At 72.4% G+C, this 11,919-nt stretch carries 11 protein-coding genes; all 11 read right to left on the reverse strand.

Annotated features, from left to right (window positions below; genetic code table 11):
- Positions 1–237: 237 nt before the first annotated feature.
- The 11 genes from IE274_RS02925 to IE274_RS02975 all read right to left on the reverse strand — a co-directional run bounded on the left by IE274_RS02925 (position 238) and on the right by IE274_RS02975 (position 11,884).
- On the reverse strand, positions 238–1,017 hold the full coding sequence (locus tag IE274_RS02925; RefSeq protein ID WP_190113904.1) for an HAD-IIA family hydrolase: 780 nt from the start codon (positions 1,015–1,017) through the stop codon (positions 238–240).
- A 79-nt stretch (positions 1,018–1,096) separates the two neighbouring features.
- Positions 1,097–2,602, reverse strand: a complete 1,506-nt coding sequence (locus tag IE274_RS02930; protein WP_190113905.1) for an alkaline phosphatase family protein — start codon at positions 2,600–2,602, stop codon at positions 1,097–1,099.
- 125 nt (positions 2,603–2,727) lie between these two features.
- Complete coding sequence (locus tag IE274_RS02935) at positions 2,728–3,804, reverse strand: 2-aminoethylphosphonate ABC transporter substrate-binding protein (RefSeq protein ID WP_190113906.1); 1,077 nt, start codon at positions 3,802–3,804, stop codon at positions 2,728–2,730.
- 98 nt (positions 3,805–3,902) lie between these two features.
- On the reverse strand, positions 3,903–4,730 hold the full coding sequence (locus IE274_RS02940; protein WP_190113907.1) for an ABC transporter permease: 828 nt from the start codon (positions 4,728–4,730) through the stop codon (positions 3,903–3,905).
- Positions 4,717–5,643, reverse strand: a complete 927-nt coding sequence (locus IE274_RS02945; RefSeq protein ID WP_190113908.1) for a 2-aminoethylphosphonate ABC transporter permease subunit — start codon at positions 5,641–5,643, stop codon at positions 4,717–4,719. The genes IE274_RS02940 and IE274_RS02945 overlap by 14 nt, the downstream gene beginning before the upstream one ends.
- Positions 5,636–6,697 carry an ABC transporter ATP-binding protein gene (locus tag IE274_RS02950; protein ID WP_190113909.1) on the reverse strand — a complete coding sequence of 354 codons (1,062 nt, stop codon included), beginning with the start codon at positions 6,695–6,697 and terminating at the stop codon, positions 5,636–5,638. The genes IE274_RS02945 and IE274_RS02950 overlap by 8 nt, the downstream gene beginning before the upstream one ends.
- Positions 6,694–7,398 carry a phosphonatase-like hydrolase gene (locus IE274_RS02955; protein WP_190113910.1) on the reverse strand — a complete coding sequence of 235 codons (705 nt, stop codon included), beginning with the start codon at positions 7,396–7,398 and terminating at the stop codon, positions 6,694–6,696. Before IE274_RS02955 ends, IE274_RS02950 begins: the two co-directional genes overlap by 4 nt.
- Positions 7,392–8,513, reverse strand: coding sequence for a TIGR03364 family FAD-dependent oxidoreductase (locus IE274_RS02960; protein ID WP_190113911.1), 1,122 nt, complete (start codon positions 8,511–8,513; stop codon positions 7,392–7,394). Before IE274_RS02960 ends, IE274_RS02955 begins: the two co-directional genes overlap by 7 nt.
- Before the next feature lie 187 nt (positions 8,514–8,700).
- The gene (locus tag IE274_RS02965) at positions 8,701–9,489 is read right to left on the reverse strand and encodes a GntR family transcriptional regulator (RefSeq protein WP_190113912.1); all 789 of its coding nucleotides are present in this window, start codon (positions 9,487–9,489) and stop codon (positions 8,701–8,703) included.
- A gap of 161 nt (positions 9,490–9,650) precedes the next feature.
- Entirely contained in the window at positions 9,651–10,406 is a 756-nt protein-coding gene (locus tag IE274_RS02970) for a hypothetical protein (RefSeq protein ID WP_190113913.1), read from the reverse strand.
- Between the two features lie 209 nt (positions 10,407–10,615).
- Entirely contained in the window at positions 10,616–11,884 is a 1,269-nt protein-coding gene (locus IE274_RS02975) for an ROK family transcriptional regulator (RefSeq protein WP_190113914.1), read from the reverse strand.
- Between the last annotated feature and the right edge of the window lie 35 nt (positions 11,885–11,919).

Consider the following 11,919-nt stretch of genomic DNA (forward strand, 5'->3'; position numbering starts at 1 on the left):
CCGGGCCCACGCATCCCCGAGACGCCCGTCCGGGCAGGGGGCGGCGCGGGGGCGGGGTGGTGCGCCCCGTCAGGGGCGCGGGGAACTGCGCGCTCAGCGCGGGAAAAGCCGCAGACGCGTCTGCGGAGATCCCGGCAGATGCGTCTGCGGCTTTGCGGTGGCTGGTCGCGCAGTTCCCCGCGCCCCTGACGGGGCTCCCCTCAGCCCGAGCGGAAGGGCGCCCCTGACGGGGCTCGGTCAGACGCGGTCGACCAGGTCCGCGATCGAGTCGACCACGTTCGACGGGCGGAACGGGTGCCGGTCGATGTCCGCGCGGGTCGTGAGACCCGTGAGGACGAGGAAGGTCTCCATTCCGGCTTCCAGTCCGGCGAGGACATCCGTGTCCATGCGGTCACCGATCATCGCGCTGGTCTCGGAATGGGCCCCGATCGCGTTCAGGCCCGTCCGCATCATCAGCGGATTCGGCTTGCCCGCGAAGTACGGCTGCTTGCCGGTGGCCTTGGTGATGAGGGCGGCGACGGCACCGGTGGCGGGCAGCGGCCCCTCCGTGGAGGGACCCGTCTCGTCCGGGTTGGTGCAGATGAAGCGGGCGCCGCCGTTGATGAGCCGGACGGCCTTGGTCATCGCTTCGAAGCTGTAGGTGCGGGTCTCGCCGAGGACGACGTAGTCGGGGGCGTGGTCGGTGAGGACGTACCCGATGTCGTGCAGGGCGGTGGTGAGTCCGGCCTCGCCGATGACGTACGCGGTGCCGCCGGGCCGCTGGTCGTCGAGGAACTTGGCGGTGGCGAGCGCGGAGGTCCAGATGTTGTCGACGGGCACGTCGAGGCCCATGCGGTTGAGCCGGGCCTGGAGGTCGCGGGCGGTGTAGATGGAGTTGTTGGTGAGGACCAGGAACGGCTTGCCCGAGTCGCGCAGCTTCTTGATGAACGCGTCGGCGCCGGGGATCGGCACGCCTTCGTGGATGAGCACGCCGTCCATGTCGGTGAGCCACGATTCGATGGGCTTGCGCTCTGCCATGGGGTGCACTCCTGCGGTCTGCGCGAACTGATGCTGCTGGGGGCGCCGGGACGACAGTGTGCCGACGCCCCCAGCCTAATCACGATGCGCTGATCTTCACCCCGTCGATCACCCAGAACCAGTTGTTGCCGCCGGTGTAGCGGAACCGGACCTGAGCGGTCCGCGCGTCCGCGGGGACCTGGAGCCGCAGCGACTCGACGACGGAGGGGGTGTCGGCGGCGTACGTCTTCACGACGACCGGCGTCCCGCCGTCGTAGGAGACGAGCACTTCGCCCTTCTGCGGTGCCTCGTGGCGGTAGAAGGTCGTGTAAGTGAGGGTCGCCGCGGCCCCGCCCCGCACCTCGTACGCGGGGCTGATCAGCGTCGAGTCGAAGGTGCCGGTGACGGCCTTGTCGGACCACTCGTCGCCGTCGGCGACGGCGAAGACGTTCCGGGCGCGGATGTTGAGTTCGCGCTGCTGGTCGCGCTGGGCCTTGGTCCAGAACTCGTCGGTCGTGAACGACCAGCCGCGCCACTCGGTGACCCCGCCGCCGCCCATCCGCGCGTTGTCGACGGACCAGCCGCTCGGCGGGGCGTGCGTGAACCCGATGACCCCGGATCCGATGCCCGTCTCGTCGACGGGCGGCTTCAGACCGGCCCGCAGCGCGTCGAAGTCGTCCGGCGTCGGCTGCTGGACCGGGCGGCCGTCGAGCCCCCAGGCCGGGTCCACCGGGACACCGAGGTGGACGAGCGCGCTGACGGCGACGTCGGGCATCCGCACGTCGTGCCGCACCGACCCGGCCGTCGCCCCGCCCCCGCGCGCGATCAGGAACGTCTGCCGCTCGGGCCAGCTCGACCCGCCGTGCCCGCCCGCGTCGGTGTGCCCGTGGTCGGCGGTGATCATGATCAGCCAGTCCTCGTCGCCGTACGAGGCACGGGAGGTGACGGCGGCGACCAGCTGCCCGACCTGCCCGTCGGCGGTACGGATGGCGTCCAGGTACTGCTGGCTCGCGGCGCCGTCGCTGTGTCCGGCGTGGTCGATGTTGTCGAGCTGCACGAACACGGCGTCCGGGTCGGTGTCGCGCAGCCGCGCGACGGCCCGCGCGGTGGTGCCGGTGTCGTACTCGGCGGCCGGGGTCGACACCCGGGTGTCGACCTTCGGCGAGAAGATCGTGTCGGTGATGGGTGCCCAGGAGGACACGGCGTAGGTGTTCAGGGACGGCTTCGCGGCCTCGGCGCGGGTCATGAAGTCCGGGTAGCGGGCGAGGTCGTGGCCCGTGAAGTCGTTGTTGAGGACCTTGTGCTTGTCGGGCCAGACGCCGGTGAGGAGCGTGGACCAGCCGGGTCCTGACGAGGTGGGCGCGAGCGGGTTGGCGTAGAGGGCGCTGGGGGCGGTGAGCCCGTCGGCCATCAGGGACTTGAGGGTGGGCGCTGCGGCGTCCTTGATCCGGCTGAGGAGTGCGCCGTCGAGGCCGATGATCAGGACCTTGGGCCCCCGCGCACCGGCGTGGGCGACGGCGGCCAGTGGCCCGGTGGAGACGGCGACGGCCGCACCGAGGGAGGCGGCGGAGGCGAGGAGCGAGCGGCGAGACGGACCGTGGGACACGGTTCCTCCAGAGAGGTCGCGACGGGAAACAGCTCGGGAACGGGGCGTGCAGGCATGCCAACGCCCCTGGCGGTGCAGGGGCGTTGGTCCGGACTCGTTGCCGTCGGAGGCGACGGCGGGGGTGTTCAGCTGCCGGTGGCCGACTTCCAGTCCTCGACGTACGACTTGAGGTTCTTGGAGATGTCGTCCCAGTCCGGTTCGAAGACCTCGACGCCGTCCATGAGCTTGTCGAGGGCGATGGCGTTGGCGTCGGTGGCCTTGATGTCCTTGCGGGCGGCGAAGCCCCCGCCGATCTCGCTGACCTGCGCCTGTGCGGTGCGGCTGAGCAGGTGGTCGAGGAACTTCTTGGCGTTGGCGCTGTGCGGCGCCTTGTCGACCAGACCGGCCGCGTACGGCAGCGCGAAGGTGGTGGGCTTCTTGCCCTTCTTCGCCGGGAACCAGATGCCGAGGTTCGGCATGTCCTTGGACTGCGCGTAGTTCATCTGGACGTCGCCGTTGGCGACGAGCAGTTCGCCCTTGTCGACCTTGGGGGCGAGCTTGCCGGTGGAGGCGGACGGGCCGACGTTGTTGGACTGGAGCTTCTCCAGGTACTTCATGGCGGCTTCCTTGCCGCCGAAGTCGTGCATGGCCTTGATGAGGACGGCGGTCCCGTCGCCCGCGACACCGGGCGTGGAGTACTGGAGCTTGTTCTTGTACGTGCCGTCCGTCAGCTCGTCCCAGGTCTTGGGCGCCTCGGCGCCGCCCAGCTCCTTCTTGTTGTGGATGAACCCGAAGTAGTTGTTCACGACGGAGGTCCACTTGCCGTCGGCCGCCTTGTTCGCGCCGTCGACCTGCGCGGACCCCTGGGGCTCGTACGCCTGCAGCAGGCCCTTCTCGTCGGCCTGCTGGATGAACGGCGGGAGCGTGACGATGACGTCGGCCTGGGTGTTGGACTTCTCGCGGACGGCGCGCTGCACCATCTCGCCGGAGCCGCCCTCGACGTACTTGACCTTGATGCCGGTCTTCTTCTCGAAGTCCTTGAACACCTGGTCGTACCAGCCGTCGCCGTTCTCGCCCTTGAGGCCGTCGGCGCTGTAGACGGTGACGACCTTGGCGTCGGACGCGGCGGAGCTGCCGCCGCAGGCGGTGAGCGTACCGGCGAGGACGAGGCAGCCGGAGAGGGCGGCGAGCGCGCGGACGGGGACGCGGGGGTGGCGGGACATGACGTGTCGTACTCCTAACGGGTCGGGGCGGGGCGGTAGTTGGTGACGCGGGGAATCGGGTATTCGGGGAACTGGGGAATCGGGGAGTCGCGGAGGGGTCAGCGGTACGGGGCCTTGGTGCGGATCCGGGAGACGGCGAACAGGACGAGCAGCGTCGCCGTCATGAGGACCACGGCCAGGGCGGCGCCGGTGAAGGTGGCGCCGCGGTCGGTGGCGGCGTAGATCCGCACGGGCAGCGGGGTCCAGTCCGGCGGGTAGAGCATCATCGTGGCGCTCAGCTCACCCATGGACAGGGCGAAGCAGAGCCCGGCGGCGGCGGTCAGGGACGGCAGCAGCAGGGGCAGTTTCACCCGCCACAGGACGTACGCGGGCCGGGCGCCCAGGGACGCCGCGGCCTGCTCGTACGCCGGGTCGAGACGCACGATGGCGGCCGCGACCGACTGGTAGGCGAACGCCGTGACAAGAATGGCGTGCGCGAGGACGACGATCGTGGACGTGCCGTTGAGGATCATCGGCGGCTTGCTGAAGGCGACGAGGACCGCGAGTCCCACGACGACCGACGGCACGGCGACGGGCAGCATGAACAGGGTGTCGAGGGTCCGCCCGCACAGCCGCGAGAGCCGGGTCGTGCCGTCCCCGCGCTGCTTCAGCCGGGCGGCGGCGAGGGCGGCCCAGGTGCCCGCGGTGAGCGCGATGAGGCTGGCGCCGAGGGCGGTGAGCAGGCTGGTGGTGAGGGCCTGGAGGGATTCGCCGCGGGTGGCCGCCGAGTAGTGCTCGCCGGTGAAGCCGGACGGGAACGCCCCCGACCAGTGCCCGGCGAACGACGCCGCGACGATCACGAGCAGCGGCAGCGCGAACAGCGGCAGGAACAGCACGAAGAAGAGGGCCCAGGTCGCCCACTTGCCCTTGCGGCTATGCACCAGCACGACGGCTCACCACCCGGTACAGGCCGTACAGGCCCACGGAGATCGCGATGTTGACGACGGCGACGACGCAGGCCGCCGGGTAGTCGGACTCGAGCATCGCCTTGCTGTACACCAGCATCGGCAGCGTCGTGACGTCCTTCGCCCCGGTGAACAGCACGATCCCGAACTCGTTCAGGCACATCACCAGGACGAGGCTGCCGCCGGCGGCGAGCGCGGGCAGCGCCTCCGGCAGGATGACCTGCCGCACCACCCGCAGGGGCCGTGCCCCCAACGAGGAGGCGACCTCCAGCTGGGCCGTGTCGATCGCCGAGAACGCGGCGAGCAGCGGCCGCATCACGAACGGCGTGAAGTACGTGATCTCGGCGAGCAGCACGCCCCACGGCGTGGTCAGGAACTGGAAGGGACCGTCGCCGGTGGACCCGGTCGCGTCCGTCCACAGCCCGTTGGCCATGCCCTTGGTGCCGTAGATGAACAGCAACGCGAGCGTGATCAGGAAGGACGGGAAGGACAGAAACACGTCGATGAACTTGGCGACGGCCTTGCCGCCCGGGAACGGCACGAACGCGATCACCAACGCGAGCGCGAACCCCAGCACGAGACACCCGACAGTGGCCCCCACCGCCAGCCACACCGTCGTCCCGAGCGCCTCCCGGAACGACTCGGAGGCGAAGACGTCGGAGTACGGCTGCAGCGAGGTCCCGCCGGTATCGGGCTGCACGGACTGCTGCACGACGAGGGCGAGGGGATAGAGAAAGACGAGCCCGAGGAGGGCGACGGGTGGCAACGCCCAGACGAACGCCGGAACCTTCCATCCCCGCTGTGGACAATCGTCCCGCGGGGCGGGCTCCCGACCCTCAACTGCAGCCCCGGGCCGACGGCCACTGTCAATCGAGGGCTCAGCGGGACTACCCATCGGTCACCCCTGCGGCCAGCAGCACGGCGTCCTCCGGCGCGAAGTGCAACGTGACCTCGCTGCCAAGCGCAGGCGGCTCCCGAAGCTCCCGCAGGTCCGCCTTCACGGAGTGCCCCGCCACGTCGACGTACACCCGGTGCGTAGCGCCACGCCACTGCACCTCGGTGACCTTCCCGCCAAGGGAGTTGGGCCCGGCCCCGAGCCCGACAAGATGCGGCCGCACGCACAAGGTGGCAGAAACCCCCGAGGCCACCTCCCCGGTATCGACCTTCAACTCGGCCCCACCCAGGGAAACCGACCCCACCCCCACAGAAACCGGCAGGAGATTCGCATTGCCCACGAACGAAGCCGTGAACTCGTTCCGCGGCCTCCGATACAGCTCCTGCGGAGTCCCGCAGTCCTGCAACCGAGCCCGATCCATCACGGCGATCCGGTCGGCGAGGGTGAGCGCCTCGACCTGGTCATGGGTGACGTACAGAATGGAGACGTCGGGCAACTCCCGGTGCAGCCGGGCGAGTTCGGCCAGCATCCCGGACCGGAGCTGCGCGTCGAGCGCGGACAGCGGCTCGTCGAGAAGCAGCACCCCCGGCCGGATGGCAAGAGCCCGGGCGATGGCGACACGCTGCTGCTGCCCGCCGGACAGCTCACGGGGAAACCGCTTGGCGTAGGCGGCCATGCCGGTCATCTCCAGGGCGTCGGCGACCCGCCCGGGAATCTCGGCCCGCGAAACCTTCTGCGCCTTGAGGCCGAAGGCCACGTTGTCCTCGACCCGCATGTGCGGGAACAGCGCGTACTGCTGGACGACCATGCCGATGCCCCGCCGGTGCGGCGGCAGCGCGGTGACGTCCCGGTCGCCGATGAGCACCCGCCCGGACGCGGGCCGCACGAACCCGGCGACGGCCCGCAGCGCGGTGGTCTTCCCGGAGCCGGAGGGCCCGAGCAGCGCCATGACCTCGCCGGGCTCGACGGTCAGGTCCAGCGAGTCGAGCACTGTGTTCTCGCCGTTCCTGCCGTACGCGACCGACACCGAGTCGAAGCGTATGCCGCTGCTCATCGGCCGAAGCCCCGCAGCAGCGCGGGCAGTTCGACGACCGAGCCGAGGACGTGGGTGGCCCCGGCGTCCGCGAGCGCGGCCGCGTCGTGGGCGCCGGTGAGGACTCCGGCTACGACCCCGGCCCCGGACCGCACCCCGCTGCGCATGTCGTACGCGGTGTCACCGGCGACGGCGATCTCGCGGACGTCGGCGGCGGCGCCGGTGCGCAGGAACGCGGCGAGGACCATGTCGGGGTAGGGCCGCCCGCGGCCGCCCGCGTCGGCGGGGCACAGGGTGAGGGCGACGAGGCCGCGCCAGCCGAGGGCGTCGAGGATGGCGTCCTGGGTGACGCGGGCGAAGCCGGTGGTGAGGGCGACGGTCAGGCCGTCGGCCCGCAGTTCCTCGATGGCTTCGCGCGCCCCGGGGACGGGGGCGATGCGGCCGCCGTCCACGAGCTGCCCGTACGCCTTCTCGAAGGCCACGTTCGCCCGCTGCGCGAGCGTCTCCTCGCCGAACAGGTGCCGGAAGACGGAGATCTTCGACTCGCCCATGGTGGCGCGGACGTACTCCAGTTTCGCGGCGTGGTCGGCGGAGCCCTCCGCGACGCCGAGTTCGCGCGCGGCGGCGGCGAAGGCCTGCTCGACGAGCCCGCCGTCGGCGACGGTGGTCCCGGCCATGTCGAGCACCACAAGTCGGACGTTGTCAGTCACTGTGTTCACCATCCCAGCTCGTCGGCGGTCTTCTCGGCGATGGCGGGCGAGCAGGTCATGCCGCGCCCGCCGGGCCCGGTGACCAGCACGACGCCGTCGCGCACCTGCTCGCGGTGCACGACCCGGCTGGTGTCGACGCACTGCGCGTACACCCCGGCCCAGCGCCGCTGGATCTTCGGCAGCGGGCGGCCCAGGAAGCCCTCGACGACCTCGGTGAGGTGGTCGTAGGGGTCTTCGAAGGTGTCGAAGGCGAAGGGGTGCTCGTACTCGTGGGTGTCGCCGATGGTCAGGCCGCCGTCGGCGCGCTGCACCATGAGCAGCTGCATCTTGTGGGCGGCGGCGGTCGGTGCCTGCGCCTGCCCGGCGTTGAGGGCGTCCAACTCCGGTGATCTGTACGCCGGGTAGTAGCGGAAGCTGTCGGCGTCGGCGACGGACGTGGTGAGGGGCTCGCCGAGCGGGGCGGTCTGCATCATCTGGAGGCGGACGCGGCGCACCGGCAGCTCCGGCGCCAGCTCGCGCACGAGCCCGCCGAGCCAGGCGCCGGTGCACAGCACCACGACGTCGCCGCGGTGCACCTCGCCGTGGTCGTCGCGCACGGCGCCCGCGCCCACGACCTCACGGACCTCGCGGCCCGGCAGGAAGGTGTAGCGGGGCGACTTGAGCAGCTCAGCGCGCAGGTGCAGCTGTGCGGTGCGCGGCTCGACGGCCGCGTCCCGCTCGCACCACAGGGCGGCGGTGAACGCGCCGCGCAGCGCCGGGTTGAGCGCGCGGGCCTCGTCGGCGCCGAGCAGCTTGTAGCCGCGGGCGGCCGCGTCGGGGCGGGCGAGGGCGGCCTCGGCGACGGCCCGCTCGCGCTCGTTGCGCACGAGGGTCAGCGAGCCGATGGCGCGGAAGCCGAGGCCCGGGACGCGGGCGCCGATCTCCTCCCACAGCTCACGGGCGCGCAGCGCCGTGTCCAGCTCCTCGCCGCCCGCGCGGCCGCTGACCCATATCTGCCCGAAGTTGCGGAGCGACGCCCCGCGGGCCTCGCTCTCGCGCTCGATCTGTACGACCTCGTGGCCGCGCTCCACTGCGTGCCAGGCGTGCATGGTTCCCACCACGCCGGCTCCTACGACGATGACTCTCACGACGGCAACGCTCCTGTCGACGGGTGACCCGGCGGGGTCCGGTTGGCAACGGGACGGTGAACGGCCTCTCAAGCTTGGACTAGACCCGTTACCATTCCGTAATCGTCACGGACCAACTGGCGTACGGGAAGGGGCGGTTCGGCCGGTTTTCGGCCCGCGTGCCGCCGGAGCGGGCCGCCGGGCCAGGTCAGCCCTCGCTGGCCAGGTGCGCCGTGAAGGAGAAGCGGTCGCCTCGGTAGAGGGTGCGCACGCGCTCCAGGGGCCGCCCCTGCGTGTCGCGGGACACGCGGTGGATGAGGAGCATGGGCAGCGCGGGCGGCGTCCCGATGAGCAGGGCCTCGCGGGGGGTCGCGAGCACCGTCTCGATGCGTTCGTCGGCGTCGCCGAAGGGGATGCCGAGTTGTTCGCGCAGGTAGGCGTAGAAGGACGAGTCGGGCTCGAAGTCCCGGTCCAGGCGCGGCACCCGCGCCACGGAGACGTACGTGGACTCCAGGCCCACCCGCTCCTCGTCGGCGAGCAGCACCCGCTCCATGTGCCACACGGGCTCGCCGACCGGCACTCCTATGTCGGCGGCGAGCGCGGCCGGGCACGGGAAGCGGTCGAGGGAGATGAGGGTACGGCCGGGGGTGCGGCCCTGCCTGCGGACGCCCTCGGTGTAGCTGGCGAGCGACAGGGGCTGTGCCAGCTTGGGCCCGGCGACGACGGTGCCGCGGCCCTGGCGGCGCAGGCGGCCCTCCAGGAGCAGTTCACGCAGGGCCTGCCGGACGGTCTCGCGGGCGACCTCGTACCGCTCGGCGAGGTCCCGCTCCGTGGGCAGGGTCCGCCCGTCGCCCAACTCGTCGATCAGCTCCGCGATGCGGGCCTTCACGGCGTAGTACTTCGGGATGCGGCCGTGCTCGGGGATGCCGGAGCGGATCGGGGCTCCGGGGGCCTGGTCGCGCAGGTGGTCGGGCGGGGCGGCGTTGGGCTTGTCCACGGGCAGATGTTCGCACGTCGCGGGGGTGGGGGGGCGGCGGGCGTACCCCGCTCCGCGCCCGCGCGACCGGGAGCACGAGGAAGGCCGGGCCCGTGCCGCCGGGTGTTGCTCGGCTGGGGCGGCACGGACACGGCCTTTCCGGAGGCGGCGGGACGGCTGTGTCAGCTCCCTCTGGCCCGAAGGCGCCGAGATCCCACCACAAGGGCCACGCCGCCGAGGAGGAGGGCGGCGGCGGTGACCCCGAGCCCGGGCAGGTGTCCCGGGCCGGTCTTCGCGAGTTCGGCGGCGGTCGGGCCGGTGGGCCCGTCCGCGCCGACGAGGTCGAACGTGTAGTCGTTGGAGGCGCCCACCCAGTCCCCGTCGTCGTCGCGGCGCCGCACCACGGCGGCGCTCGCCACGACCCGGCCGGGCGCGGCGTCGGAGCTGAAGGCGAGCCGGAGGCCGACGGTGCGGGTGCTGCCGGGGGCGAGGGTGAAGCCGGGGCCCGCGTGCGCCGCGTCGCCCCCGCCGAGGACGCCGACGTTCTCGTCCCGGTCCGTCCGCTCGAACCGCACCGGCCGCCGTCGCGTCCCGTCGTCGAACTCCAACTGGACCTGACCGGGCCGCAGGGACTTGGCGCGGTCGACGAGCACCACGACCGGATGGACGTTTCCGCAGGTGTCGTCCGTGGTGTTGGTCAACTCCAGGGACCAGGCGCGGAAGCCGCCGCCGCGCTCGTACGTGTCCGGGCCGCCGCTGATGCGGGTGCTGATCGGGAACCCGTCACCGGCGCCCGTCGCACAGCTCGGCCGCAGCGCGCCCGGACCGCTCGCCCCCGCCGGGTCGCCGACCGCCGCCGCCACCCCGGCCCCGGCGGGCACGAGGGTGACGGCGGCGGCGACGGCGACGCCTGCCGAACGGGAACTGCGAAGTCGCATGGGGGTCCTTGCTGGTGGCCGGGTGCGCGGGGCGCCGGGGACGGCCGAACTGGCGGCGGGACAGCGCCCGTTGAGATGTCCGGCGCACGGCCGGACGGCACAACGGGGCACGGCCCAGACCCTGCCACGCGCGCGCGACCCCGCACCCGCCCCACCGCCACCGGGGACCCGTTCGGCTGGCCGATTCCCCCCTAACAGCCGATTCTTCGTCAAGTCCGATTGGCGGGAAAGGCGGCACTCTCCCGGCCGAACAGCGGGGCGAGGACGAGCTGCGCGGCACCCTCCGCGACCCCCCGGTCACCCCCGGGCGCGACCCGCACCCCGACGGCCGCCCGCGCCCCCTCCCGCCGGGCCCGCTCGGCGACGACGGCACCCACCCCCCGTACGAACAACTCCTCGGCGGCACCGACGGTCCGCCCGCCGAGCAGCACGAGGTCGATGTCGAGCAGCGCGACCAGGTTGCCAGCGGCGGTCCCGAGCACCCGCGCGGCCTCGTCGAGGTCCCCCCGCGCGACGGCGGCCAGGCACAACGCCTCGACACACCCCCGGTCCCCGCACTCGCAGGGCGGCCCGTCCAGTTGCACCACCTGGTGCCCGAACTCCCCGGCCCCGGTCCGCGCCCCCCGGTACAACCCCCCGCCCAGCACGAGCCCGGCCCCGAGCCCGGTCCCCAGATGCAGATACGCGAACGACTCGGCGGCCCCGCCCAGCGCGAGCCCGAGCGCGGCGGCATTGGTGTCCTTGTCCACGGCGACGGGCAGCCCGAGCCGCGAGGCGAGCACGTCCCGCAAGGGGTACCCGTCCCACTCGGGAAACCCGGTGACCCGCTGCAGCACTCCGGCGACGTGGTCGAGCGGCCCGGGGAGGGCGACGCCGACGCCGAGAACTACGCTCCCCGCTGTGGGCAGCCGCTCTCCGGCCGCAACCGCCGTGTTCGCTGTATCCGCTGTATCCGCTGTGGGCAGTTGTTCCGCAGGGCGGAACGGGTGGGCACAGCCCCCGGTGCCGGGTGCCCCTGCTTCCAGGCCCACCAAAGTCCCGCTGACCAGCGCGGTCACCGCTTCCGCGGCAGCCTCGACGACGGCGTCGGCCCCGCCCGCGAAGTCCACCCCGGCCCGCCGCTCGGCGACCACGACCCCACTCAGGTCGACCAGCACGGCCACCAGGGAGTCCCGCTCAAGGTGCACCCCCACGGCGTACCCCGCCCCGGGAACGAGCCGGAGCAGCGTCTGGGGCTTGCCCCCGGTGGAGGCCCGGCGTCCCGCGTCGGCGACCAGACCCTCCTCCCGCAGCCGGGCGACGATCTTGCTGACGGCCTGGGGCGTGAGCCCGGTCAGCGACGCCAGCTCCAGCCGCCCCACTCCCTCGCCCCCGGCCCGCCGCAGGAGATCAAGCACAAGCGCCGCGTTGTGCCCCCGCAGCGCCCGCAGATTCACCCCGGTCCCGCCGGGAACCCCCGGCCTCTTCTCGCTGTTCACACCCCCATTGTGGGCATCGCTTGCACTTTGGCAAC

The sequence above is a fragment of the Streptomyces flavofungini genome (assembly GCF_014650815.1).
Lineage (GTDB): Bacteria > Actinomycetota > Actinomycetes > Streptomycetales > Streptomycetaceae > Streptomyces > Streptomyces flavofungini.

What these genes read in the sequence shown, in the direction of transcription:
- IE274_RS02925 (WP_190113904.1), bottom strand. Translation starts at nt 1,017, where the DNA reads ATGGCAGAGCGCAAGCCCATCGAATCGTGGCTCACCGACATGGACGGC.
- IE274_RS02935 (WP_190113906.1), bottom strand. Translation starts at nt 3,804, where the DNA reads ATGTCCCGCCACCCCCGCGTCCCCGTCCGCGCGCTCGCCGCCCTCTCC.
- IE274_RS02945 (WP_190113908.1), bottom strand. Translation starts at nt 5,643, where the DNA reads ATGGGTAGTCCCGCTGAGCCCTCGATTGACAGTGGCCGTCGGCCCGGG.
- IE274_RS02950 (WP_190113909.1), bottom strand. Translation starts at nt 6,697, where the DNA reads ATGAGCAGCGGCATACGCTTCGACTCGGTGTCGGTCGCGTACGGCAGG.
- IE274_RS02955 (WP_190113910.1), bottom strand. Translation starts at nt 7,398, where the DNA reads ATGGTGAACACAGTGACTGACAACGTCCGACTTGTGGTGCTCGACATG.
- IE274_RS02970 (WP_190113913.1), bottom strand. Translation starts at nt 10,406, where the DNA reads ATGCGACTTCGCAGTTCCCGTTCGGCAGGCGTCGCCGTCGCCGCCGCC.